The organism is Bradyrhizobium sp. MI1.4 (assembly GCF_055811315.1).
The window spans coordinates 121,440-143,542 of the sequence record NZ_JBVVPP010000002.1 but is presented as its reverse complement, the minus strand read 5'-3'; the positions used below and the strand labels follow the sequence as shown (position 1 = coordinate 143,542).

19 protein-coding genes and 1 pseudogene are annotated in these 22,103 nt (G+C 64.5%); 13 read left to right on the top strand and 7 right to left on the bottom strand.

The annotated features are described in order from the left end of the window. Positions 1 to 84: 84 nt before the first annotated feature. Positions 85 to 2,178: a methyl-accepting chemotaxis protein gene (locus AC0L23_RS03010; RefSeq protein ID WP_085351743.1), complete on the bottom strand. Its 2,094-nt coding sequence runs from the start codon at positions 2,176 to 2,178 to the stop codon at positions 85 to 87. Between the two features lie 272 nt (positions 2,179 to 2,450). On the opposite strand from AC0L23_RS03010, the gene AC0L23_RS03005 reads away from it, so the two are divergent. Next, positions 2,451 to 2,606, top strand: a complete 156-nt coding sequence (locus AC0L23_RS03005; protein ID WP_007599832.1) for a Thivi_2564 family membrane protein — start codon at positions 2,451 to 2,453, stop codon at positions 2,604 to 2,606. A gap of 97 nt (positions 2,607 to 2,703) precedes the next feature. On the opposite strand, the gene AC0L23_RS03000 is transcribed toward AC0L23_RS03005, so the two are convergent. The 3 genes from AC0L23_RS03000 to cysD form a co-directional block, all read right to left on the bottom strand. Beyond that, on the bottom strand, positions 2,704 to 4,869 hold the full coding sequence (locus AC0L23_RS03000; protein WP_085351744.1) for a malate synthase G: 2,166 nt from the start codon (positions 4,867 to 4,869) through the stop codon (positions 2,704 to 2,706). 294 nt (positions 4,870 to 5,163) lie between these two features. Further along, a complete protein-coding gene (cysC, locus tag AC0L23_RS02995; RefSeq protein ID WP_085351745.1) occupies positions 5,164 to 7,080 on the bottom strand; it encodes an adenylyl-sulfate kinase in 1,917 nt (638 codons plus the stop codon). A gap of 19 nt (positions 7,081 to 7,099) precedes the next feature. After that, positions 7,100 to 7,894 carry a sulfate adenylyltransferase subunit CysD gene (cysD, locus tag AC0L23_RS02990; protein WP_085361675.1) on the bottom strand — a complete coding sequence of 265 codons (795 nt, stop codon included), beginning with the start codon at positions 7,892 to 7,894 and terminating at the stop codon, positions 7,100 to 7,102. A 244-nt stretch (positions 7,895 to 8,138) separates the two neighbouring features. On the opposite strand from cysD, the gene cysG reads away from it, so the two are divergent. The 12 genes from cysG (at position 8,139) to AC0L23_RS02930 (ending at position 19,356) form a co-directional block, all read left to right on the top strand. Then, positions 8,139 to 9,563, top strand: a complete 1,425-nt coding sequence (gene cysG, locus AC0L23_RS02985) for a siroheme synthase CysG (protein WP_085385078.1) — start codon at positions 8,139 to 8,141, stop codon at positions 9,561 to 9,563. After that, positions 9,560 to 9,877, top strand: a complete 318-nt coding sequence (locus AC0L23_RS02980) for a DUF2849 domain-containing protein (RefSeq protein WP_007599842.1) — start codon at positions 9,560 to 9,562, stop codon at positions 9,875 to 9,877. The genes cysG and AC0L23_RS02980 overlap by 4 nt, the downstream gene beginning before the upstream one ends. Before the next feature lie 11 nt (positions 9,878 to 9,888). Then, positions 9,889 to 11,544, top strand: coding sequence for a nitrite/sulfite reductase (locus AC0L23_RS02975; RefSeq protein WP_085361617.1), 1,656 nt, complete (start codon positions 9,889 to 9,891; stop codon positions 11,542 to 11,544). Next, positions 11,531 to 12,046: a DUF934 domain-containing protein gene (locus AC0L23_RS02970; protein WP_018454648.1), complete on the top strand. Its 516-nt coding sequence runs from the start codon at positions 11,531 to 11,533 to the stop codon at positions 12,044 to 12,046. Before AC0L23_RS02975 ends, AC0L23_RS02970 begins: the two co-directional genes overlap by 14 nt. Then, positions 12,043 to 12,774, top strand: a complete 732-nt coding sequence (locus AC0L23_RS02965) for a phosphoadenylyl-sulfate reductase (RefSeq protein WP_085351749.1) — start codon at positions 12,043 to 12,045, stop codon at positions 12,772 to 12,774. Before AC0L23_RS02970 ends, AC0L23_RS02965 begins: the two co-directional genes overlap by 4 nt. 108 nt (positions 12,775 to 12,882) lie before the next feature. After that, positions 12,883 to 13,896, top strand: a complete 1,014-nt coding sequence (locus AC0L23_RS02960; RefSeq protein WP_018454646.1) for a sulfate ABC transporter substrate-binding protein — start codon at positions 12,883 to 12,885, stop codon at positions 13,894 to 13,896. An 87-nt stretch (positions 13,897 to 13,983) separates the two neighbouring features. Further along, positions 13,984 to 14,769: a sulfate ABC transporter permease subunit CysT gene (gene cysT, locus AC0L23_RS02955; RefSeq protein WP_231190982.1), complete on the top strand. Its 786-nt coding sequence runs from the start codon at positions 13,984 to 13,986 to the stop codon at positions 14,767 to 14,769. A 10-nt stretch (positions 14,770 to 14,779) separates the two neighbouring features. Continuing rightward, positions 14,780 to 15,691: a sulfate ABC transporter permease subunit CysW gene (cysW, locus tag AC0L23_RS02950; protein WP_085361616.1), complete on the top strand. Its 912-nt coding sequence runs from the start codon at positions 14,780 to 14,782 to the stop codon at positions 15,689 to 15,691. Then, positions 15,681 to 16,718, top strand: coding sequence for a sulfate/molybdate ABC transporter ATP-binding protein (locus tag AC0L23_RS02945; RefSeq protein ID WP_026232778.1), 1,038 nt, complete (start codon positions 15,681 to 15,683; stop codon positions 16,716 to 16,718). The genes cysW and AC0L23_RS02945 overlap by 11 nt, the downstream gene beginning before the upstream one ends. Before the next feature lie 90 nt (positions 16,719 to 16,808). Beyond that, positions 16,809 to 17,312, top strand: a complete 504-nt coding sequence (locus AC0L23_RS02940; RefSeq protein ID WP_026232777.1) for a CAP domain-containing protein — start codon at positions 16,809 to 16,811, stop codon at positions 17,310 to 17,312. 78 nt (positions 17,313 to 17,390) lie between these two features. Further along, entirely contained in the window at positions 17,391 to 18,566 is a 1,176-nt protein-coding gene (locus AC0L23_RS02935; RefSeq protein WP_085361615.1) for a DUF3734 domain-containing protein, read from the top strand. A gap of 1 nt (position 18,567) precedes the next feature. Continuing rightward, entirely contained in the window at positions 18,568 to 19,356 is a 789-nt protein-coding gene (locus AC0L23_RS02930; protein ID WP_085351753.1) for a 3-hydroxybutyrate dehydrogenase, read from the top strand. A gap of 46 nt (positions 19,357 to 19,402) precedes the next feature. Here AC0L23_RS02930 and AC0L23_RS02925 read toward each other — a convergent pair whose 3' ends face one another. From AC0L23_RS02925 to AC0L23_RS02915, 3 genes and pseudogenes are all read right to left on the bottom strand, one after another. Beyond that, complete coding sequence (locus tag AC0L23_RS02925; protein WP_027515482.1) at positions 19,403 to 20,227, bottom strand: sulfite exporter TauE/SafE family protein; 825 nt, start codon at positions 20,225 to 20,227, stop codon at positions 19,403 to 19,405. A gap of 196 nt (positions 20,228 to 20,423) precedes the next feature. Continuing rightward, entirely contained in the window at positions 20,424 to 21,782 is a 1,359-nt protein-coding gene (locus AC0L23_RS02920; protein ID WP_085351754.1) for a flippase, read from the bottom strand. Positions 21,783 to 21,920: 138 nt separating this feature from the next. Continuing rightward, a pseudogene (locus tag AC0L23_RS02915) lies at positions 21,921 to 22,103 on the bottom strand (protein-disulfide reductase DsbD domain-containing protein); the annotation flags it as partial.

The window sequence follows — 22,103 nt, the reverse complement described above, 5'->3', positions numbered from 1 at the left end:
AAACCCCCCGGGGGGGGGGGGGGGCCCCCCCCCCCCCCCCCCCGGCCGCCCGCCCCCCCCCCCCCCCGACACCAAGAGTGTGGGCTATGCCGCCCGGATCTTGCCGAGGAAGTCGCTGACGTCATGGCCGAGCTGGCGGCTCTGGCTCTCCAGCATCTCGGAGGCGTGTTTCACGTTGTCGGCGGCAGCGGCAGCAGCGTCTGCATCGGATTTGACGCCGGTGATGTTGTCCGAGACGTTCTTGGTGCCCTGCGCCGCAAACTGGGTGCTGCGGGTGATCTCTTGGGTGGCCGCTCCCTGCTCCTGCACGGCGGCGGCGATTGCGGTCGCGACCTCGTTCACTTCGCCGATGATGCCGCCGATGGTCTGGATGGCGCTGATGGCGTCGGCCGCGACCTTCTGGATGTCGGCGATCTGCTCGGAGATCTCCTCGGTCGCCTTCGCCGTCTGGCTCGCCAGCGACTTCACCTCGGAGGCGACCACGGCAAAGCCGCGACCGGCCTCGCCGGCGCGGGCCGCCTCGATCGTGGCGTTAAGCGCGAGCAAATTGGTCTGCTGCGCAATGGTGTTGATCAGGCCGACGACCTCGCCGATGCGGCCGGCCGACTTTTGAAGTCCCTGCACCGTGCCGTCGGTCTCGCGCGCCTGGGTCACGGCGCGGCTGGCGATGCCCGCGGCATGCGCGGCCTGCTGACTGATGTCGTTGATCGAGGCGCTCAGCTCTTCGGCGGCGGCGGCGACGCTGTCGACGCTCATGGAGGCGTCATTGGAGGCCTTGCCGGCGACCTGCACGCGGTCGTTGGTCTGCCGCGACACCGCGGAGAGATCGCCCGAGGTCTTGCGCATCTCGCCAGAGGCTTCGCTCAATTCGCCGAGCGTTTTGCGCACCGCGCCCTCGAACTCGCCGACATAGGTCTCGACCGCGCGCTGGCGCGCGGAGGCGCCCGCATTGCGTTCGCGCTCCTGCGCCTCGATCGTGAGCTTGTCGTTGGCCTGCTGCTTGAAGGTCTCCAGCGCGCCGGCAAGCGCGCCGATCTCGTCGTTGCGGTCGAGATAGCCGCTATCGACGGCAAGGTCGCCGCCGGCGACCTTCAGCATGGCGTCCCGGATGGTGTTGAGCGGAGTGATGACGCGGCGGCTGACCAGCATGATCGCGCCGACGGCAAGCCCCACGGCGAGCGCCAGCAGCGTAAGCTGCACGATCAGTGCGCGCTGTGCGGCGCCGCGCTGCTCCTGCGTGTGGATCTTGGCAGCATCGAGCGCACCTTCTGCCACTGTGACGGCGCTCGCCATACGGGCGACCGTGAGCGGGCTCCATTGGTTCGCCGTCATCTCGGGCTTCTCACCCTTGACCAGCGCGTCCGTGAGACGGTCGCGCAAGGCCAGATATTGCGGCTCGAAATACGAGGTCTTGGCGGAGGCCATCGCGGAGGCGAGCCCCGACGGCAACTGCATGCCGGACGTCGACAGCTCCAGCGCCTTCCACATCGCGCTCGTGCCGCCGACATGTTGGGTATAGGCGTAGCGGCCCTCCGTCGTGATCTTGCCGGCGGCCAGCCCGGTCGAGACGATCAGCGATGCTTCGCCTGCGGTGTTGCGGAGCAGCCAGGCGTTCTGCTTGATCGACAGCAGCTGGTCGATCGCGGCGTCCAGGTGATTGACCGTGGCGGCCAACGTGTTCGAGAGCTTGTCGAGCGTGTCGAGCAGGCCCTGCGTTGTCTCCATATATTCCTTGGGCAGACCGGCGCGGCGTTGGTCCTTCGGCTTGGCTACATCCTCCCAGAACTGCTTCTGCTCCTCGATCAGCAGCTTGTAGAGGCGCGCAAGCTCCGGTACCAGCGTGCCTGATTGCGGAAAGTCCATGGCCGGCAGCAGCTCGATCGCGCGCGCCATGGCGGGCATTTGGGCATCGCGCAGCGCGCGCAGATATTTCTCGATCTCGCCGTCCATCGGCTCGGTCGCATTCAGGAGGCGGACCGTGGTCGAGCGGTCGGTGCGCAGATTGTGCATCGCCTTGAACAGATCGGCGGACGTGTCGGCGATCTGCGAGATGCGGTTGGCGGTCTTCAGGCGATCCCAGGACTCGTAGGCGGTGAGCGAGAGCGCGATCGCCACGCAGATCGACGTGATCGCGATCACCGCCTTCAGCAGCGCGGATACGGTCAGACGATTCAGCATCGAAGTCCCCAATTCCCAATACAAAGTTCGTAAAGGCGCCCCGGCAACAGCAGAAAAAGGGGCCCGTCAGACAAGGCAATCGCATGCCGTTTGCGGCTCAGGGCCCAAACGGTTTCCGCATCTGAAAGGAAAAGGGTAAAGTTTTCAGCAGGCCGGCTGATCGTAGAAGTACGTATTTACTAGAAGTTGCAAAGGGTTGCGTCGATGGAACCAAGCCACGAGCTGCGCGTTAGGAGACTGTCAGCAATTTTGCCTAAAGGGGGGTCCTAGCGATGCTGGTCGGAGTACTCGTCACCTTTCTCGTCGTCATTCTCGTACTTTACCTCATCAACATGCTGCCGATGGACGGCCGCGCCAAGCAGATCGCGCGCGTCGTCGTCATCATCATCGGCATCGTCTCGCTGCTGAAATATCTGGCAGTGTTTTAGCCGGGCGCTTAGCTAGCGCAACGAAAAAGCCCCGGCGCGAGCCGGGGCTTTTGGTGTTCTAGTCGGGTCGGCAGGCCGCCTTGTCAGCCAGGCGTTGTCAGCCAAGTACTTTGGCCTCGCGGCGGCGGGCGGTGAGGATGTATTCGGTGTAGCCGTTCGGCTGCTCGCGTCCCTTGAAGATGAGGTCGCTGGCCGCCTTGAAGGCTGTGCCGTCGAAGGCGGGCGCCATCGGCTTGTAGATGGGATCGCCCGCATTCTGCTTGTCGACGACCACCGCCATGCGCTTGAGCGATTCCATCACCTGCGCCTCGGTGATCACGCCCTGATGCAGCCAGTTGGCGAGGTGCTGGCTGGAGATGCGCAAGGTGGCACGGTCTTCCATCAGGCCGACGTCGTGGATGTCAGGCACCTTCGAGCAGCCGACGCCCTGGTCGATCCAGCGCACGACATAGCCCAGAATGCCCTGGCAGTTGTTGTCGATCTCCTGCTTGACGTCGTCGGGCGCCCAGTTCGACTTCGACACGGGGATGGTGAGGATGTCTTCGAGCTTTGCCCGTGGGCCGCCCTTGGCGAGCTCCTGCTGGCGCGCGGTGACGTTGACCTGGTGGTAGTGCAGCGCGTGCAGCGTCGCGGCGGTCGGCGAGGGCACCCAGGCGGTGGTAGCACCGGCCTGCGGATGGGCGAGCTTCTGCGCCAGCATGTCCGCCATCTTGTCCGGCGCGGCCCACATGCCCTTGCCGATCTGGGCATGGCCGGGCAGGCCACAGGTCAGGCCCATATCGACGTTCCAGTCCTCATAGGACTTGATCCAGGGCTGCGCCTTCATCTCGTTCTTGCGGATCATCGGACCCGCCTCCATCGAGGTGTGGATCTCGTCGCCGGTGCGGTCGAGGAAGCCGGTGTTGATGAACATGATGCGCTTGGAGGCGCGCTGAATGCAGGCCTTGAGGTTGACGGTGGTGCGCCGCTCCTCGTCCATGATGCCGACCTTGAGCGTGTTCTCGGGCAGCGACAGCATCTTCTCGACGCGGTCGAAGATCTCGCAGGTCAGCGACACCTCGTCGGGGCCGTGCATCTTCGGCTTGACGATATAGGCCGAGCCGGTGCGGCTGTTCTTGACCTTGGAGTTGCCTTTCAGATCATGGACAGCAAGAAGCCCGGAGACGGCGGCGTCGAGCAAGCCTTCCGGAATCTCCTCGCCCTTGTCGTCCAGCACCGCGTCGGTGAACATGTGGTGACCGCAATTGCGCATCAGCAGCAGGCTGCGGCCGTGCAATTTCACTTCGCCTTTGCCGTCAGGCATCTTGTAGCTGCGGTCGGCATTGAGCGAGCGCGTCAGCGTTTTGCCGCCCTTCTCGAAATCGGCCGACAGCGTGCCGTTCATCAGGCCGAGCGTGTTGCGATAGACCAGCACCTTGTCCTCGGCATCGACGGCAGCGACCGAGTCTTCCATGTCGAGAATGGTTGAGACCGCGGACTCCATGACCATGTCCGCGACGCCGGCCGGATCGTCCTTGCCGATCGCGCTGGTGCGGTCGATTTTCACCTCGACATGCAGGCCGTTGTTGGCGAGCAGCACCGCGCTTGGTGCGGCTGCATCGCCCTGGAAGCCTGCGAATTGCGCGGCGTTCTTCAGCGCGGTGGCGTTGCCGCTCTTCAGCTTCACCGCGAGCTGGCCCGCGACCACGCTATAGGCGGTGACGTCGGTGTGACTGCCGGTCGCCAGCGGCACGGCGGCATCGAGGAAGGCTTTCGCTTTTGCGATCACCTTGTCGCCGCGCGCCTTGTTGTAGCCCTTGCCGCTCTCGGATGGATCGTGCGGGATCGCGTCGGTGCCGTAGAAGGCGTCATAGAGCGAGCCCCAGCGCGCATTCGCCGCGTTCAGCGCATAGCGTGCGTTGGTCAGCGGCACGACGAGCTGCGGGCCGCAGATCTTGCCGATCTCCTCGTCCACATTGGCGGTCTCGACCTTCTGCGTCGCCGGCTCCGGGAGGAGATAGCCGATCTCCTTCAGGAAGGCGGTATAGGCGTTGAGGTCGAACGCCTTGCCCTTGTTGGCCCGGTGCCAGTCGTCGATCTTGGCCTGCAACGTGTCGCGCACCGCCAGCAGCGCGCGGTTCTTCGGCCCCAGCTCCTTGATGATGGCGGCGAGCCCGGCCCAGAACGCATCCGGCGCGATCCCCGTTTTCGGGGCCGCTTCCTTGGCGATGAAATCGAACAGGACGGGAGCGATCTTCAGTCCGTGGGCGTCGACGCGTTTCATGATGGGCTTTCTTGTTGGAAATGGCTGTTTTTGGCTGCTTTTGACCCGACAGCAGCAAAATGCGCTCCAAGGAGCGGCTTTCGGGGTCTTATTAGCCCCAAAATCGGGGCCGTGAGAAGGCCCCCAAAAGTTGTCAAAATGTCAAGGCGAGGTGGGCGGCCCACGCACGGTGTCATTCCCCGCGAAGGCGGGGAAATCCAGTACGCCGCGGCCTCTCGCCTGAATCACTGCTGTCGGTGGAATGCTGGGTCGCCCGGTCAAGCCGGGCGACGACAGCGGAGCAGCAGCCCGGCTTCAAATATTCGCGGCGAGGTCCACGAGTTCGTCGAACAGCACGCCGGTCGTCTTGAGCATCTGTTCGATCTCGTCCGCCGCCTCGGCGACCGTCCGCGTCGAGGTGTCGATCACGAGCTCGGCGGCCTCGGGCCGCTCGTAGTCGGTGCCGATACCGGTGAACGACGCGAGCGTGCCGGCGCGGGCCTTCTTGTAGTGGCCCTTGGGGTCGCGCTCCTCGCAAATTTCCGCCGGCGTCGCGACGTAGATCTCGCGGAACGACGTGTCGGCGATGCGGCGCGCGGTGGCGCGGTCCTCGCGGGCGGGCGAGACGGCGGCGACAATGGCGATGTGGCCGTTACGGGCGAGATGCGTCGCGACTTCGGCGAGGCGGCGGATGTTCTCGCTGCGATCGGCGGCCGAGAAGCCGAGATCGCTGTTGAGCCCGGCACGCAGCGTGTCGCCGTCGAGCAGGATCGGTGAGCCGCCATTGCTGAACAACCGCCGCTCCAGCGCCTTGGCTAGAGTCGACTTGCCGGAGGCGGGGAGGCCGGTGAGCCAGACCACGGCGCCGTTGTGACGATAGCGCGCGGAGCGTTCGTCGGGCCGCAGCGCGGATTCCACCGGCACGATGTCGACGGGCAGGGCACGCTGCCCGGCATCGACCGACAGCACGAGACCGCCGCCGGCGATGCGCCCGGACACCTCGATCACGAGACGGCCGGTGCGGGGATTTTCCGTGTAGGGATCGGTGGCAATCGGATTCGAAAGGGAAATGTCGATCTCGCCGACATGGTTGCGGCCGATTGCCTTGTTCTCGACGCTCGACAGCTCACCGGGATCGACCGCCTTCTCGATGGCGACGACGGTGGCGCGGCTTTCCTTCGGTCCGCAGCGAACCAGGAGCTGGTCGCCCTTGGCCAGCGGCTTGTCGTGCAGCCAGAAGATCCGCGCGCGCAGCCGTCGTGTCTCGCGCGGGGCGCTGTTCGTATGCGCGATAATGTCGCCGCGCTCGAGGAACAGCTCGCGGTCGAGCGTGATGCCGACCGAGCGGCCCGCACCCTGGCGGCCTGCGACCGGCGTCACCGGCCAGCTCTCGACCGTCTTGATTCTGGCGATCTTGCCGGCGGGCATGATCACGATTTCGTCGCCGGCGATGAGGCTGCCGGATTCGATCCGGCCCGCCACGATGCGGCGGTCGTCGAACTTGTAGATCGCCTGCACCGGCAGCCGCAGCGCCAGCGCCTCCAGCGGCCGCGCCGGTTCGAGCCTGTCAAGCGCCTCGACCACGGTCGGACCCTTGTACCAGCCGATGCGGTCGGTGCGCTCAGCGACGCCGTCGCCGTCGCGGGCGGAAATCGGGATCACGGCCGTGGGCTTCACACCGAGGCCTTGCAGATGCGCCGAGATCTCGTCGCTGATCTCCTTGAAGCGCGCTGCGGAGAAGTCGACGCGGTCCATCTTGTTGACGACGACCGCGACCTGCTTCACGCCGAGCAGATGCAGGAGATAGCCGTGCCGCCTCGTCTGGTCGCGCACGCCTTCGAGCGCGTCGATGATCAGCACCGCGCCGTCGGCCTGCGAGGCGCCGGTGATCATGTTGCGCAGGAATTCGGCGTGGCCGGGCGCGTCGATCAGTACGATGTCGCGCGAATTGGTGCGGAAGCGGATCTGCGTGGTGTCGATGGTGATGCCCTGGTCGCGCTCGGTCTGGAGCGCGTCGAGCAGGAACGACCATTCGAACGGCATGCCGCGCCGCGCGCTGACGGCCTTGAGCATGTCGAGCTTGCCGTCGGGCAGGCTGCCGGTCTCGTGCAGCAGGCGGCCGACCAGCGTCGACTTGCCGTGGTCGACATGGCCGACGATGACGATGCGGACCTGCGGACGCGTGGTGCCGTTCGGGGTCGCGGGCGATGCGGGGGTGACGATCATGTTCATACGACGCTCGCGTCCTTGATCAGAGATAGCCGGCGACGCGCAGGCGCTCGAAAGCGTCCTCGGTCTCGTGGTCGAGCGCGCGGCCGGAACGTTCCGGCACCTTGGTCTGCTCGAGTTCGATCAGGATCTCGTCGATAGTCGACGCGTTTGAGGCGACCGGATTGGTGATGTCCTGATCGCCCAGCGAGCGATAGCGCTTGCCGTTTTGCGACAGATACAGCGGGATGATCGGGATGTTCTCGCGCTTGGTGTAGGCCCAGATGTCGGACTCGGTCCAATGCAGGATCGGATGGATGCGCAAATGCGCGCCCTGCGGCGGCGACGCATTAAAATGATCCCAGAACTCCGGCGGCTGGTCGCGCACGTCCCAATTACCCTCCAAGCCGCGCGGCGAGAACACGCGCTCCTTGGCGCGCGTCGCCTCCTCATCGCGGCGAATGCCGGCGATCAGACCGTCGAAACCGTATTTGGCGAGCGCCATCTTGAGGCCCTCGGTCTTGCGCGCGGCGGAACGGGCGGCGGGCGGCAGCGTTGGGTCGACGGCATCAATCGGCGGGCAGGGCTCGACGCGCAGATCGAGATCCCATTCCTTGCCGTAGTGATCGCGGAAGCGATACATCTCCGGAAACTTCTTGCCGGTGTCGACATGGAGGGCCGGGAACGGCAGACGGCTGAAGAATGCCTTGCGCGCCAGCCAGATCATGACATTGGAGTCCTTGCCGAGCGACCACAGCAGGGCGATCTTCTTGAGGCGGCCGAAAGCTTCGCGGAAGATGTAGATGCTCTGGGCCTCGAGCTGGTCGAGATGGTCCATGCTCGGGGCAAGGTCAGAAGAAAATTCTTGCGCGGGCACGCGCTCGGCGAGAGCGGAGCTGCTCAGCCCGCCAGCAGTGGAATTGTCCTTGAGAAGATGCATCTCTGCCACTTTGCGTTTGGAGGCGAAAATTCTATAGTTGCGGCGCAAGAGAGAAGAAAAATTTTCTCTTTGCGCGCTTGAAACGACACATATATAGAAAATAATTCCAGTCAACCCCGCATGTGGGGTAAGCGAGTATCGTATGCGGTTCTTGCCCGTGTTCCTCGATCTCAAGGCCGGTCCGGTGGTCCTCATCGGTGCGGGTGAGCTTTTGCGCGCCAAGCTGCGCGTGCTGGCCGCTGCCGGTGCGCGCATTCGCGTGCATGCGATCGATGGCAATCACGACCTGGGTCTGAGCTCCGAGGACGCGGCGCGTATCGACATCTCGGCCACCGATCCGCTGACCGCCGATCTCTCGGGAATCATCGCGGTGGTTTGCGCCGGCGCCGGCGATGTCGGCGTGGCGATGTCGGTCCGCGCCAAGGCGCTCGGCCTGCCGGTCAATGTCATGGACGATCTCGAGCATTCGAGCTTCATCTTTCCGGCGATCGTCGATCGCGGCGATGTCGTGGTCGCCGTCGGCACTGGCGGCACGTCGCCGGTGGTGGCGCGGCGCGTGCGCGAGAAGATCGAGGCGCTGCTGCCGGCGCGCATCGGCGAGCTCGCCGAGTTCATCGGCGGCTTCCGCAAATCCATCAACGAACGTATTGCCGAGTTTCCGCTGCGCCGCCGCTTCTGGGAGCGCGTCATCGACGGCCCGATCGGTGCCGCCGTATTGGCCGGCCGCAAAGGCGAGGCGGACGCAGCGCTCAAGGCGATTTCAGATCCATCCGCGTTCGCGCGGGCCGACAAGCCGGAAGGATCCGTCGCGCTGGTCGGCGCCGGGCCTGGCGATCCGGATTTGCTCACCATCAAGGCGTTGCGCGCGCTCCAGGATGCCGACATCGTCTTCCATGACGAGCTGGTCTCGCCTGAAATTCTCGACCGCATCCGCCGTGACACCACGCGCGTGCCGGTCGGCCGCCGCGTCGGCAAGCCCGGCATCGGGCAGGACGCCATCAACAAGCGCATGATCGAGGCCGCGCAATCCGGCCAGCGTGTGGTGCGGCTGAAGGGCGGCGATCCCTTCGTGTTCGGCCGCGGCGGCGAAGAAGTCGAAGCACTTCGTGCCGCCGGCGTTGCCTATTCGATCGTTCCCGGCATCACCGCAGGTCTCGGCGGCGCCGCCGATTTCGAGGTGCCGCTCACCTATCGTCACGAAGCAACGCGCATCACCTTCCTCACCGCGCACAACGCGCGCGACGCAGAAGTCGTGGACTGGTCGACGCTGACCGACGCCAGGATGACCGTCGTGGTCTACATGGGCATGACGGCTGCGCCGGCCATACGCGCCGGCCTCTTGGCCGCCGGCCGTTCGCCGGAGACGCCGGTCGGCGTATTCGCCCGCGTCACGCGTCCCGATGCGCAAGGCGAGATCGGCACGCTGCGCGATCTGCCCGAACTGGTCCGCCGGACCAACGGCGGTCCCGCCATTCTCATCATCGGCGATGTGGTCCGGCATGCCGGCTCGCTTCGCCGCCAAACCCCAAAGCAAATCATCTCTGACCTATTGGATGCAGCCGAATGACCTCCCCGCTTGAACAGAAGAAGATCAAGATCGCCGGCCCCTCGGTCGTGACCGCCAACCGCACCTGGGACGGCATCGTGGTTTACCGCACCGCCGCCAAGAGCTGGTCCGCGGACCTGTCGGAAGCCGCGATCGTGCGCAACTCCGACGAGGCGAAGGCGTTGCTTGCGGAATCCGTTGCCGATGACGTCGGCGCGATCGGCCCCTATATCGCGCCGGTACAGGTCGGTGCAGACGGCAAGGTCGAACCCGGAAATCTGCGCGAACAGATCCGCCGCACCGGCGTGACCATCGGACAGCCGGTTCAGGTTTAAGGCGCTTTCTTATGTATGCTTACGATGAAATCGACCGCACGCTCGTCAACGAGCGCGTCTCGGAATTCCGCGACCAGGTGAAGCGCCGCCTCTCCGGCGAGCTCACCGAGGACGAGTTCAAGATACTGCGGCTGCAGAACGGCGTCTATCTGCAACTGCACGCCTATATGTTCCGCGTCGCGATCCCCTACGGGACGCTGGCGTCGAACCAGCTGCGGGCGCTCGCCCACGTCGCGCGCAAATACGACCGTGGCTACGGCCATTTCACGACGCGGCAGAACATCCAGTTCAACTGGATCAAGCTCGCCGAATTGCCGGATGCGCTGGCCGATCTCGCCGAGGTCGGCATCCATGCGATGCAGACCTCCGGCAACAACATGCGCAACGTCACCTCGGATCAGTGGGCCGGCGTCGCGCCCGGCGAGATCGAGGATCCCCGCATCTGGTCGGAGCTGATCCGCCAGCACACCACGTTGCATCCGGAATTCTCGTTCCTGCCGCGCAAGTTCAAGATCGCGATCACCGCGTCGGACCACGACCGGGCCGCGATCAAGATCCACGACATCGGGCTGAAGCTGATCAAGAACGAGAAGGGCGAGACCGGCTTTGAGGTGCTGGTCGGTGGCGGGCTCGGACGCACGCCGTTCATCGGCAAGACCATCAAGCATTTCGTCCACGGCCGCGACATTCTCAGCTACATCGAGGCGATTCTGCGCGTCTACAACCAGTACGGCCGCCGCGACAACATCTACAAGGCGCGCATCAAGATCCTGGTGCACGAGCTCGGCATCGAGAAGTTCTCGCGCGAGGTCGAGGAGGAGTGGCAGCACATCCGCAACTCCTCGCTCCAGATCGACGACGAGGTGGTCGAGGACATCCGCTCGCGCTTCACCTATCCTGCCTACGAGAAGCTGCCGCACATGCCGGACGAGCTGCGCCAGGCCGCGGCCGATCCCGATTTCGAGGCATGGCGCAAGAACTCGGTGGCCCCGCACAAGGCCCAGGGCTATTCCATCGTCACGATCTCGCTGAAGCCGATCGGCGCGCCTCCGGGCGATGCCACCGCCGAGCAGATGGATGCGCTCGCCGACCTCGCCGACAGATATTCGTTCGGTGAGATCCGCGTCGGCCACGAGCAGAACCTCGCTTTGCCGCATGTCGCCAAGCGCGACCTGCCGGCGCTGTGGAAGGCGCTCGACAAGCTCGGGCTGGCGACGCCGAACGTCAATCTGATCACTGACATCATCGCCTGCCCGGGTCTCGACTATTGCTCGCTGGCCAATGCGCGCTCGATCCCGATCGCGCAGGAACTGACGCGGCGCTTCGCCAATCATGAGCTGGCCAATCTGATCGGCCGGTTGCACATCAACATCTCCGGCTGCATCAACGCCTGCGGCCATCACCATGTCGGTCATATCGGCATTCTCGGCGTCGAGAAGAACGGCGAGGAGGTCTACCAGATCACCATCGGCGGGCGCGCCGACGAGAGTGCCGCACTCGGCAATCTGATCGGCCCCGGCGTCAAGTTCGACGAGGTCGCCGACGTCGTCGAGGACATCGTGGAAGCCTATCTGGCGCTGCGCGAACGGCCCGAAGAGCTGTTCATGGACACGGTAAAACGCCTCGGCGTCGAACCCTTCAAGGAGCGCGTTTATGCCACTCGTTAACGGCGGAAAGATCGCCGACGACAGCTTCGTCAAGCTCGCCGTCGACACGCCGCTGCCCGAGGGCGGCGACATTCTGGTGCCGGCCGAGCGTTTCGTCGGCGAGGCGGATGCGTTGCTCAAGCGGACCGGCAAGGTCGGTGTGATCTGGCCGAACAATCGCGACATCGCCGAGCTGGTGCCCTATCTCGGCAAGATTGCCGTCGTCGCGCTGGTGTTCCCAACCTTCCGCGACGGACGCGCCTACAGCCAGGCGCGGCTGCTGCGCGAGCGTTACAATTACCGCGGCGAGTTGCGTGCGACGGGCCAGATCCTGCGGGACCAGTTCGTGTTCATGCTGCGCGCTGGCTTCGATTCCTTCGACGTCAAGAAGCAGGCCGACGCGGAAGCGTTCATGCAGACCGCGAAGCGCTATTCGGTCTTCTACCAGCCCACCGGCGATGGCCGCATCACGGCGCTGCACCGGCGCATGCAGCTGCGTCATTCCGAGGGTGTCGGCACGTGAACGCAATCGCGTCTCCAATTTCGGCAATCTCCGCCTCGGCGCTGCCCTCGGCGGAGGACCTCGATCGCGCCTTGCGCGATGCCTCGCCCGCCGAAATCATCGCCGCTGCGCTGAAGACGGTCGGGCGCGACAAGCTTGCGCTGGTGTCGTCCTTCGGTACGGAATCGGCGACGCTGCTCAAGGTGATGGCGGATGTCGATCCGGCGATCCCGGTGATCTTCCTCGACACCGGCTGGCTGTTCGAGGAGACGCTGGCCTATCGTGATACGCTGATCGCGACGCTGGGCCTGAAGGACGTCCGCTCGATCAAGCCTGCCGAGGAGACGCTGTCGCGCGAAGATCCCGACCGCGACCTCTGGTTTTCCGATCCCGACGCTTGCTGCCGTATCCGCAAGGTCGAGCCGCTGGCGCGGGCGCTGAAACCGTTCGATGCATGGCTCAACGGCCGCAAGCGCTTCCAGGGCAACTCGCGCGCCGACATCCCGGTGGTCGAGGACGACGGTACGCGGTTGAAGTTCAATCCCTTCGCCAATGTCTCGCGTGAGGAACTCGAGGCGATTTTCGCCCGCGCCAAATTGCCGCGTCATCCCCTGGTCGCGTCGGGATTTCTATCGGTTGGGTGTATGCCTTGCACGAGCAGAACGGCCGAAGGCGAGGATGAGCGTGCCGGTCGCTGGCGTGGCCGGGCCAAGACGGAATGCGGCATCCACACGATGAAGACTTCGTAGCAAAGTTACGCTGCCCGGCTACGAACAAGAAAATCCGGTTCCGTTGACTTAAGCGCGTTTCGCCCCGAGTTATGCCTGCCATCGATGACGCCGACGTCATTGATGTGAATGGAGATGGACATGATGCGTCGTATCGTTCCGCTCGCGGCAGGACTGCTCGTGACAGGCTTGTTGGCAAGCGCGGCTCTTGCCGCTGACATCACTCTGCTGAACGTCTCGTACGATCCGACGCGCGAGCTCTATGTCGAGTTCAACAAGGCGTTCGCGAGTGCCTATCAGAAGGAAACCGGCAAGAGCGTCGAGATCAAGCAGTCGCATGGGGGCAGCGGTTCGCAGGCGCGCGCCGTGATCGACGGATTGCAGGCCGACGTGGTGACGCTTGCGCTCGCCTACGACATCGACGCCATCGCGGGCAAAGGCCTCACGACGGCCGACTGGCAGAAACGGTTGCCGCAAAACTCGTCGCCCTATACCTCGACCATTGTGTTCCTGGTCCGCAAGGGCAATCCCAAGGCCATTAAGGACTGGGACGATCTGCTCAAGCTCGGCGTCGCCGTGATCACGCCGAACCCGAAGACGTCAGGCGGCGCGCGCTGGAATTATCTGGCCGCCTGGGGCTTTGCGCAGAAGAAATACGGCTCGGCGGACAAGGCCAAGGATTTCATCGGAAAGCTCTATCAGCAGGTGCCGGTGCTCGACACCGGTGCGCGCGGCGCGACCGTGACCTTCGTCGAGCGCGGCGTCGGCGACGTGCTGCTCGCCTGGGAAAACGAGGCGTACCTGGCGCTCAAGGAATTCGGTCCGGAGAAATTCGAGATCGTGGCGCCGCCGCTCTCGATCTTGGCGGAACCGCCGGTGACGATCGTCGATAAGGTTGCCGATAAAAAAGGCACCCGTAGTGTCGCCGATGCCTACCTGCAATATTGGTACACCAAGGAAGGTCAGGAAATCGCGGCGCGCAACTTCTATCGTCCGCGCGATCCCGAGATCGCCAAAAAACATGAAAACTCCTTCGCGAAGGTCGAGCTGTTCACGATCGACGAACTTTTCGGCGGCTGGACCAAGGCGCAGAGGGAACATTTTGCCGACGGCGGCGTCTTCGATCAGATCTACAAGAACTGATCGGGCGCTGTCGGCGGGGCTTAAACAGGGGGCCTGGTGAGCGCAATCGCAGCACGACGCCGGACATTGCCGGGCTTCGGTCTCACCATGGGGCTGACGCTATCCTGGCTGTCGATCATCATCCTGATTCCGCTCGCCGGCCTGTTCCTGAAATCGCTCGAGCTGAGTCCCGAGCAGTTTTGGAACATCCTCTCCAGCCGCCGCACCCTGAATGCGTTGCGCGTGTCCTTCGGACTCGCCTTCGCAGCCGCCTGCGTCAATCTGGTGATGGGCAGCATCATCGTCTGGGCGCTGGTGCGCTACCGCTTCCCCGGTCGGCGGCTGTTCGATGCCATCGTCGACGTGCCGTTCGCGCTACCTACGGCGGTTGCCGGCGTCGCGCTGACCGCGTTGTTCGCCGAGAAGGGCTGGCTCGGCGCGCCGCTTGCGGCGGCCGGCATCAAGGTGGCGTTCACGCCGGTCGGCATCTTCGTCGCCATGATCTTCATCGGTATCCCGTTCGTGGTGCGCACGGTGCAGCCGGTGCTCCAGGATCTCGACCCAGAGATCGAGGAGGCCGCGGGCAGCCTTGGCGCGAGCCGCTGGCAGACCATCATTCGCGTGATCCTGCCCTCGCTCGGTCCGGCGCTGCTCACCGGACTCGCGCTCGCCTTCGCGCGTGCGGTCGGCGAATACGGCTCGGTGATCTTCATCGCCGGCAATCTGCCCAACGTCTCCGAGATCGCGCCGCTGCTGATCGTGATCCGGCTCTCCGAATTCCGCTATGCCGATGCGACCGCCATCGCGGTTGTCATGCTGGTCGTGTCCTTCGTCATTATCTTCGCGGTCAACCGGCTCCAGCGCTGGGCGCAGAGCCGGATTCCGGTGCGGTGAGGACGGGGCCATGACGATGCAGATCGCAGATTCCGTCCCACTCCCGGCCTCCGACGCCAAGGCACGCGCGTACGCAGCCGCCGCGCGGAACAACCTTCGCACCGAACCGCGCGCGGTCCGCATCGTCATCATCGCGCTGGCGATGACCTTTCTATCAGTCTTCGTCGTGTTGCCGCTGGTCGTGGTGTTCGCGCAGGCCTTCTCGAAGGGAATTGGCGCTTATTTCGCCGCGCTGACCGACCCGGAGGCGCTGTCCGCGATCAAGTTGACGCTGTTGGTTGCTGCAATTTCCGTCGGCCTCAATCTCGTCTTCGGCCTGGTCGCGGCTTGGGCGATTGCAAAATTCGAATTCTCGGGCAAGACCTTCCTGATCACGCTGATCGATTTGCCGTTCTCGGTCAGCCCGGTGATCTCGGGCCTCGTCTTCGTGCTGCTGTTCGGCGCGCAGGGCTATTTCGGCGGCTGGCTGCGCGATCACGACATCCAGATCCTGTTCGCGGTGCCGGGCATCGCGCTTGCGACCACCTTCGTGACCTTCCCCTTCGTGGCGCGGGCGTTGATCCCGCTGATGCAGGAGCAGGGCACGCAGGAGGAGGAGGCCGCGATCTCGCTCGGCGCCTCGGGCCTGCAGACCTTCTTCCGCGTCACGCTGCCCAATATCAAATGGGGCGTGCTGTACGGCGTCCTGCTCTGCAACGCGCGCGCGATGGGCGAGTTTGGCGCGGTCTCCGTCGTTTCCGGCCATATCCGCGGCGAGACCAACACGATGCCGCTCCTGGTCGAGATTCTCTACAATGAATATCAGTTCGTCGCGGCGTTCGCGATCGCCTCGCTGCTCGCGATGCTGGCGCTGATCACGCTGGTCGCGAAAACCGTTCTCGAAAATCATCTCGACGAAGGACATGACGCAAGTGAGCATTGAAGTCAGGAATCTCGTCAAGAAGTTCGGCAGCTTCAAAGCTCTCGACGGCGTCGACCTCAAGGTCAATGACGGCGAGCTGCTCGCGCTGCTCGGTCCGTCTGGCTCCGGCAAGACCACGCTGCTGCGGATCATCGCGGGGCTGGACTGGCCCGATTCCGGGGAGGTATCTTTCAACGGCGAGGACGCGCTGGCGCAGGGCGCGCGCGAGCGGCACGTCGGATTCGTATTCCAGCACTACGCGCTGTTCCGCCACATGACGGTGTTCGAGAACGTCGCCTTTGGCCTCCGCGTGCAGCCGCGCGCGATCCGCAAGGACGAAGCGACCATCCGTGCGCGCGTCAAGGAGCTACTCGATCTCGTGCAGCTCGATTGGCTCGCCGACCGCTACCCGAGCCAGCTCTCCGGCGGCCAGCGCCAGCGCATCGCGCTGGCCCGCGCGCTCGCGATCGAGCCACGTATCCTGCTGCTCGACGAACCCTTCGGTGCGCTTGATGCCAAGGTGCGCAAGGAGCTGCGTAAATGGCTGCGCTCGCTGCACCACGAGATCAACGTCACCTCGATCTTCGTCACCCATGACCAGGAGGAGGCGCTCGAAGTCGCCAACCGCGTCGTGGTGATGGACAAGGGCAAGATCGAGCAGATCGGCTCGCCCGATGACGTCTATGAGAGCCCGGCGACCGCCTTCGTCCACAGCTTCATCGGCGAATCCATCGAGCTTCCGGTCCTGATCGCCGACGGCGTCATCAGGCTTGGCGACCGGCCGCTTCAGCTCGCGGCAGATGGGCTTGCGCCTGGCGCGTCAAGACTGTTCGTGCGGCGGCACGACATGCTCGTTGGCCCGCCCGGCAGCGGTGCCTTCGAGGGCGCCGTGCAGCACGTCCGGAATTTCGGTCCCGTGCAGCGGGCCGAGGTGGCATTATCAGGCGGAGAGACCATCGAGATCGACGCTCCGCGGGACAGGGAACTGCGCGCCGGCGACACGATCGGCCTGGAGCCCCGCCGCTACCGGATATTTGGGGGCGCCTGAGCGGGGTCAACCGGTCAATTTTTCCTCAATATTCACCTTTCAGCCACGGTTGGTATGCAACAACGGCGCCTGATTTGGGGGCTCCTGTTCATGCGCGTCGCGGCCGCGATATCAATCCTTTTGCTGCTCGCCGGCTGCGCCGGCAACGAAGCATCGGTCCAGCAGCCCTCGATGTATGCCGATATGGCTGTCCCGGGCGCAAAGCTCGACGCGCAGGCCGCAGCGATCATGATCTCGCAATACCGCCAGAACAACGGGCTCGGCACCCTCGTGATCGACCCCGAACTGATGCGGCTCGCCGAATCTCAGTCCCAGGCCATGGCTGCCGCCAACAAGATGGACCATGACGTCCGCGCGCCGCTGGCCAAGCGCCTCAGCGCCGGCGGCTATCCGGCGACCGTTGCGGTCGAGAACGTCTCGGCCGGCTATCATACGCTGGCGGAAGCGTTTTCCGGCTGGCGCGACTCGCCCCCGCACCGCGCGAACATGCTCAAGAGCGGTGTCACAAAATTGGGCATTGCGGCGGGCTATGCTCCCGGCACCAAATACAAGGTGTTCTGGACCATGATCCTGGCCTCGACGGACTCCCGATAAGCCAGACTTGATCACGGGATGCATTGACGCCGCGGCAGACTGTCGCCACGGTCGCTCGCCATCTGCTACTGTTCCCGCATGACCGATCATAGCCCGGAAGTCGCAACTATCCCCGCGAACGCGCAACGTGTCCTGGTCCTCCAGGGCGGCGGCGCGCTCGGCTCCTATCAGGCCGGCGCCTATCAGTCGCTCTGCCATGCCGGCTTCGAGCCGGACTGGGTCGCCGGCATCTCGATCGGCGCGGTCAACGCCGCGATCATCGCCGGTAACGAAGGGCAGACGCGCGTCAAGCGGCTCAAGGAATTCTGGGAGATGGTCTCCGCGCCGGTGCCGTGGAAGCCGATCGGCAAAAGCGACCACAGCCGCGAACTGTTCAATTCGACCAGCGCCGCATTGATCGCGACCTTCGGCGTGCCCGGCTTCTTCGTTCCGCGCATCCCGCCGGCGCCGCTCTGGCCGCCCGGCAGCCCGCAGGCCGAGAGCTATTACGACACCGCCCCGCTGAAGAAGACGCTGGAGCGTCTGGTCGATTTCGACCGCATCAACGATCTGAAGACGCGGCTGTCGGTCGGTGCAGTCGGCGTTACCTCCGGCAACTTCAAATATTTCGACAATTTCGAGTTCAGGAAGCTCGGCAAGAAAATCGGACCCGAGCACATCATGGCCTCCGGCGCGCTGCCGCCCGGCTTTCCGTCCATCGTGATCGACGGCGAGCATTATTGGGACGGCGGCATTGCCTCCAACACGCCGCTCGACTACGTGCTGGACGCCGAGACCGACCGCGATCTCCTGATCTTCCAGATCGACCTGTTCAGCGCCCGCGGCGATCTGCCGACCTCGCTACTCGAAGCGACCGAGCGCGAGAAGGACATCCGCTTCTCGAGCCGCACGCGGATGAACACCGACAAGAACAAGCAGGTGCACAACGCCCGCAGGGCCGTGCGCGACCTGATTTCCAAATTGCCCGATTATCTCAAGAACGACCCTTCCGTGGAATTCCTTGCCAAGGTATCGCGCGAAAGCACCGTGACTGTGGTGCACCTGATCTACCGCAGCAAGAACTACGAATCCTCGTCCAAGGATTACGATTTCTCGCATGTCGCCATGGTCGAGCATTGGGAAGCCGGCGTGCGTGACGTGCATCTGTCGATGCGCCACAAGGATTGGCTCGAGCGGCCGCAATCCGGCGAGACCATGGTGACCTACGATCTCACGGGGGACGTCACTGCGCCCCCGCCAAGAAGGAGCGAATAATATGGGTAGTCTGTCAGGCAAGAACGCCGTCGTGACCGGGTCGACCAGCGGCATCGGACTTGCCTATGCGCGCGCCTTCGCCGCCGCCGGCGCCAATGTCGTCATCAACGGGTTCGGCTCGCCGGAGGACATCGAGAAGGAGCGCGCCAAGATCGAGTCCGATTTCGGCGTGAAGGCGGTCTATTCGCCGGCCGACATGACCAAGCCGGCCGAGATCGCCGGGATGGTCGCGCTCGGCGAGAAGAGCTTTGGTTCGGTCGATATTCTCGTCAACAATGCGGGCATCCAGTTCGTCTCGCCGATCGAGGAATTCCCGCTGGAGAAATGGGATCAGATCATCGCGATCAACCTGTCCTCGGCGTTCCATGCCATTCGCGCCGCCGTCCCGGGCATGAAGAAGAAGGGCTGGGGCCGCATCATCAATACCGCTTCCGCGCATTCGCTGGTCGCCTCGCCCTTCAAGTCGGCCTATGTCTCGGCCAAGCACGGCATCGCCGGCCTGACCAAGACCGTGGCGCTCGAGGTCGCGACCAGCAAGATCACCTGCAACTGCATCAGCCCCGGCTATGTCTGGACGCCGCTGGTGGAGAAGCAGATCCCCGACACCATGAAGGCCCGTAACCTCACGCGCGACCAGGTCATCAACGACGTGCTGCTCGACGCGCAGCCGACCAAGGAGTTCGTCACCTCCGAGCAGGTCGCAGCCCTCGCGCTGTTCCTGTGCGGCGACGATGCCGCGCAGATCACCGGCACGAATCTGTCGATCGACGGTGGCTGGACCGCGGAGTAGACCGCGATCGCTGGCGAATGGCGGAGCCGAGCTCCGCCATTTTCGTTCAGTGCGTCCAGGCCAGCGCCGTCTCGAATGCCGAGGACAGGTGCAGCTCCGCGAACATGATCTTGCCGGCGACCACGAACAGCACGCTGGCGAGTGTGAGGCGCAGCACCGTCTCGGGCACGCGCGTCGCGCTAAAGCTGCCGACGACGATGCCGGGCAGCGAGCCCAACAGCAGCACGCCCATCAGCGCCCAATCCACGTCGCCAAGCGCCCAGTGCCCCATTCCGGCGATCAGCGTCAGCGGGACCGCATGGGCGATGTCGGACCCGACGATGGTCGCCACCGGCAGGCGCGGATAGAGCAGCAGCAGAACGGTGACGCCGACCGCGCCGGCGCCGACCGATGAAATCGAGACCAGCACACCGAGCACGATCCCGGTGACGACCGTCGCGATCGCCGTGGTGCGGTCATCGACCTGCTCCAGGCGCCGGCGATAGCGCTCCATGATCGATCTGCGGAAGATCAGCGAGGTCGCAGTCAGCAGCAGCGCGAAGCAGAGCACGAGGTTGACGAGATTGCGCTCGGAATCGCTCTTGAGGTCGAGCTTCCAGAGCACCAGCAGCGTCAGCGCGCTCGCCGGAAGGCTGCCGCAGGCGAGCCGCAGCACCGCCGGCCAGTGCACGCTGCGCGACCAGCCATGCACCACGCTGCCGCCGGTCTTGGTGGCGGCAGCATAGAGCAGGTCGGTGCCGACCGCGGTCGATGGATGAATCCCGAACAGGAGGATCAGCAGCGGCGTCATCAGCGAACCGCCGCCGACGCCGGTCATCCCGACCAGCAGGCCGACGCCGAAACCAGAGGCGACGTAGAGTGGATCGATCATGTCCAGGGAATCTTAGGTTTATCTCGTCAGTTGGGCAATACGACGTAGAATAAACTTTCCCTGCGGTGCAACCGCTTGGGCCAAATAAGAAAAATCGTGCTGCGCCCTTGGCAATAAATAGGTGTTTCGCGTTGTTCCCGGGCATGGCTTCGAAGCAGCCGTTCCCCGAGAGCAGCACGCGAAGGCAGTCGGAAGTCTATTTCCCAAACGCCAGCACGTGCAGGCCGAGCCGCTGTCGCACGATCCAGAACAGCAGCACCGTCTCGAAACTGAGCGAGATCGAGGTCGCGGCCGCCGCGCCATGGCCGCCGAAGCGCGGCACCAACGCGATGCAGAGCACCAGGTTCATCGCAAAGGCCAGCGCATAGGCCAGCGCGCAGATCTTCTGCTGGCCGAGCATGTTGAGCAGCCGTTCGACCGGGCCGATCGCGGCACGGACCACGAGGCCAATCGCGGCGACGAACATGATGTCGTAGCCGATCACGAATTGCGGCCCGAACAGCCAGAGCAGGGGCTTGCCGAGCGCGAGCAGCACGATGGTCGCCGCCAGCGACGGCCAGAACGTCCAGTTGATGGCATGCGCCACGTAAGCCGACAGCCGCGCCTTGTCGCCAGCCGCGTTGTATTCGGCGAAGCGATGCGCGGTCGTCGCCGACATCGCGTAGTGGATGAAGGAGACCAGCGCCAGCGTCTTCACCACGGCGAAATAGACGCCGACCTCGTCGGAGGGGCGGAATTGCTGAAGCACCAGCACGTCGGTATAGGACAGCAGCAAATAGAAGCTTTCGACCAGCAGGATCGGCAGCGACACGGCGAGCCAGCCGCCGACGTCGTAGGCCTTGGGGCCCGCCTCGATGTGATCGGCGAGCTTGCGGTTCAGCACCACCATCTGCCCGGTCATCGCGATCCACACCGCGCCCGCGCTCGCGATCATCGCGGCAACCGCGCCGAGATGATAGCCGAGCAGGAAGGCGCAGGCCGTGATGCCGATGATCAGGGTCTGGCGGATGATGAATTGCGGCATCAGGCCGAGCTGCATCCAGTCATGCGAGCGCGCGATGCCGTCCTGGGTGTTGGCGACGACGAAAGCGGGCAGCGTCATGCAGCCGATATAGAGCGGCAGCACCTCGGCCGGATCGATCCAGGGCGACAATAGTTTGACGATACCGGCGAGGCCGAGCGACACCAGTGCGGAAACGGCAAAGGTCAGCCAGCGGCTGCCCGAGAGAAAGCCGCGCAGCAGCGCATGCTCGCCACGGCTGCGGTATTCCGGAATGATCTTTTGCGCGGAGGCCGAGATGCCAAAGTCCATCATGCTGCCGAGCAGCAGCACCCAGGTCCAGACATAGACATAGACGCCGTAGTCCGACGTCCCCATCCAGCGCGCGAGCAGGACCTGCGAGAAATATGCAAGGCCGGCGCTGATCACGCGGATGAGGAAGATGGTGCCTGCGAGCCGCCGCGTCAGCGACGCTTCGCTCGACCCGCCCGTCAATTTGTCGCGCAGCCGCGCGATGAGGCCGGCAGGTCCGGTCGTTGTGGGTTCTGCATCCATCACGGCCAATTCGAAGGATCCCCGAGGCGCACACGAATGCTGCGGCAGACTTGCCGCAGTAGCCCTGGGGATTAGCAACCATTCGTTAAGATTCGGTTGGATCAAAGATGTCGTCCGGGCGAACGCCAGGACGACCACTCACTCCAGATTGGTATTGAACTCGTACGACTTCTCCGGTCCGACCAGCGTGAACTTCAGCGCTGCGCCCGCCCGGGGGGGGGCCCCCCGCCCGCGGGGGCGGGGGGGGAAAAAAAAAGGAAAACCCCCCGGGGGGGGGGGGGGGCCCGCCCCGGGGGGGGGCCCCCCCCCCCGGGCGGGGGG

What these genes read in the sequence shown, in the direction of transcription:
- AC0L23_RS03010 (WP_085351743.1), bottom strand. Translation starts at nt 2,178, where the DNA reads ATGCTGAATCGTCTGACCGTATCCGCGCTGCTGAAGGCGGTGATCGCG.
- AC0L23_RS03005 (WP_007599832.1), top strand. Translation starts at nt 2,451, where the DNA reads ATGCTGGTCGGAGTACTCGTCACCTTTCTCGTCGTCATTCTCGTACTT.
- AC0L23_RS03000 (WP_085351744.1), bottom strand. Translation starts at nt 4,869, where the DNA reads ATGAAACGCGTCGACGCCCACGGACTGAAGATCGCTCCCGTCCTGTTC.
- cysC (WP_085351745.1), bottom strand. Translation starts at nt 7,080, where the DNA reads ATGAACATGATCGTCACCCCCGCATCGCCCGCGACCCCGAACGGCACC.
- cysD (WP_085361675.1), bottom strand. Translation starts at nt 7,894, where the DNA reads ATGGACCATCTCGACCAGCTCGAGGCCCAGAGCATCTACATCTTCCGC.
- cysG (WP_085385078.1), top strand. Translation starts at nt 8,139, where the DNA reads ATGCGGTTCTTGCCCGTGTTCCTCGATCTCAAGGCCGGTCCGGTGGTC.
- AC0L23_RS02980 (WP_007599842.1), top strand. Translation starts at nt 9,560, where the DNA reads ATGACCTCCCCGCTTGAACAGAAGAAGATCAAGATCGCCGGCCCCTCG.
- AC0L23_RS02975 (WP_085361617.1), top strand. Translation starts at nt 9,889, where the DNA reads ATGTATGCTTACGATGAAATCGACCGCACGCTCGTCAACGAGCGCGTC.
- AC0L23_RS02970 (WP_018454648.1), top strand. Translation starts at nt 11,531, where the DNA reads ATGCCACTCGTTAACGGCGGAAAGATCGCCGACGACAGCTTCGTCAAG.
- AC0L23_RS02960 (WP_018454646.1), top strand. Translation starts at nt 12,883, where the DNA reads ATGGAGATGGACATGATGCGTCGTATCGTTCCGCTCGCGGCAGGACTG.
- cysT (WP_231190982.1), top strand. Translation starts at nt 13,984, where the DNA reads ATGGGGCTGACGCTATCCTGGCTGTCGATCATCATCCTGATTCCGCTC.
- cysW (WP_085361616.1), top strand. Translation starts at nt 14,780, where the DNA reads ATGACGATGCAGATCGCAGATTCCGTCCCACTCCCGGCCTCCGACGCC.
- AC0L23_RS02940 (WP_026232777.1), top strand. Translation starts at nt 16,809, where the DNA reads ATGCGCGTCGCGGCCGCGATATCAATCCTTTTGCTGCTCGCCGGCTGC.
- AC0L23_RS02935 (WP_085361615.1), top strand. Translation starts at nt 17,391, where the DNA reads ATGACCGATCATAGCCCGGAAGTCGCAACTATCCCCGCGAACGCGCAA.
- AC0L23_RS02930 (WP_085351753.1), top strand. Translation starts at nt 18,568, where the DNA reads ATGGGTAGTCTGTCAGGCAAGAACGCCGTCGTGACCGGGTCGACCAGC.
- AC0L23_RS02925 (WP_027515482.1), bottom strand. Translation starts at nt 20,227, where the DNA reads ATGATCGATCCACTCTACGTCGCCTCTGGTTTCGGCGTCGGCCTGCTG.
- AC0L23_RS02920 (WP_085351754.1), bottom strand. Translation starts at nt 21,782, where the DNA reads ATGGATGCAGAACCCACAACGACCGGACCTGCCGGCCTCATCGCGCGG.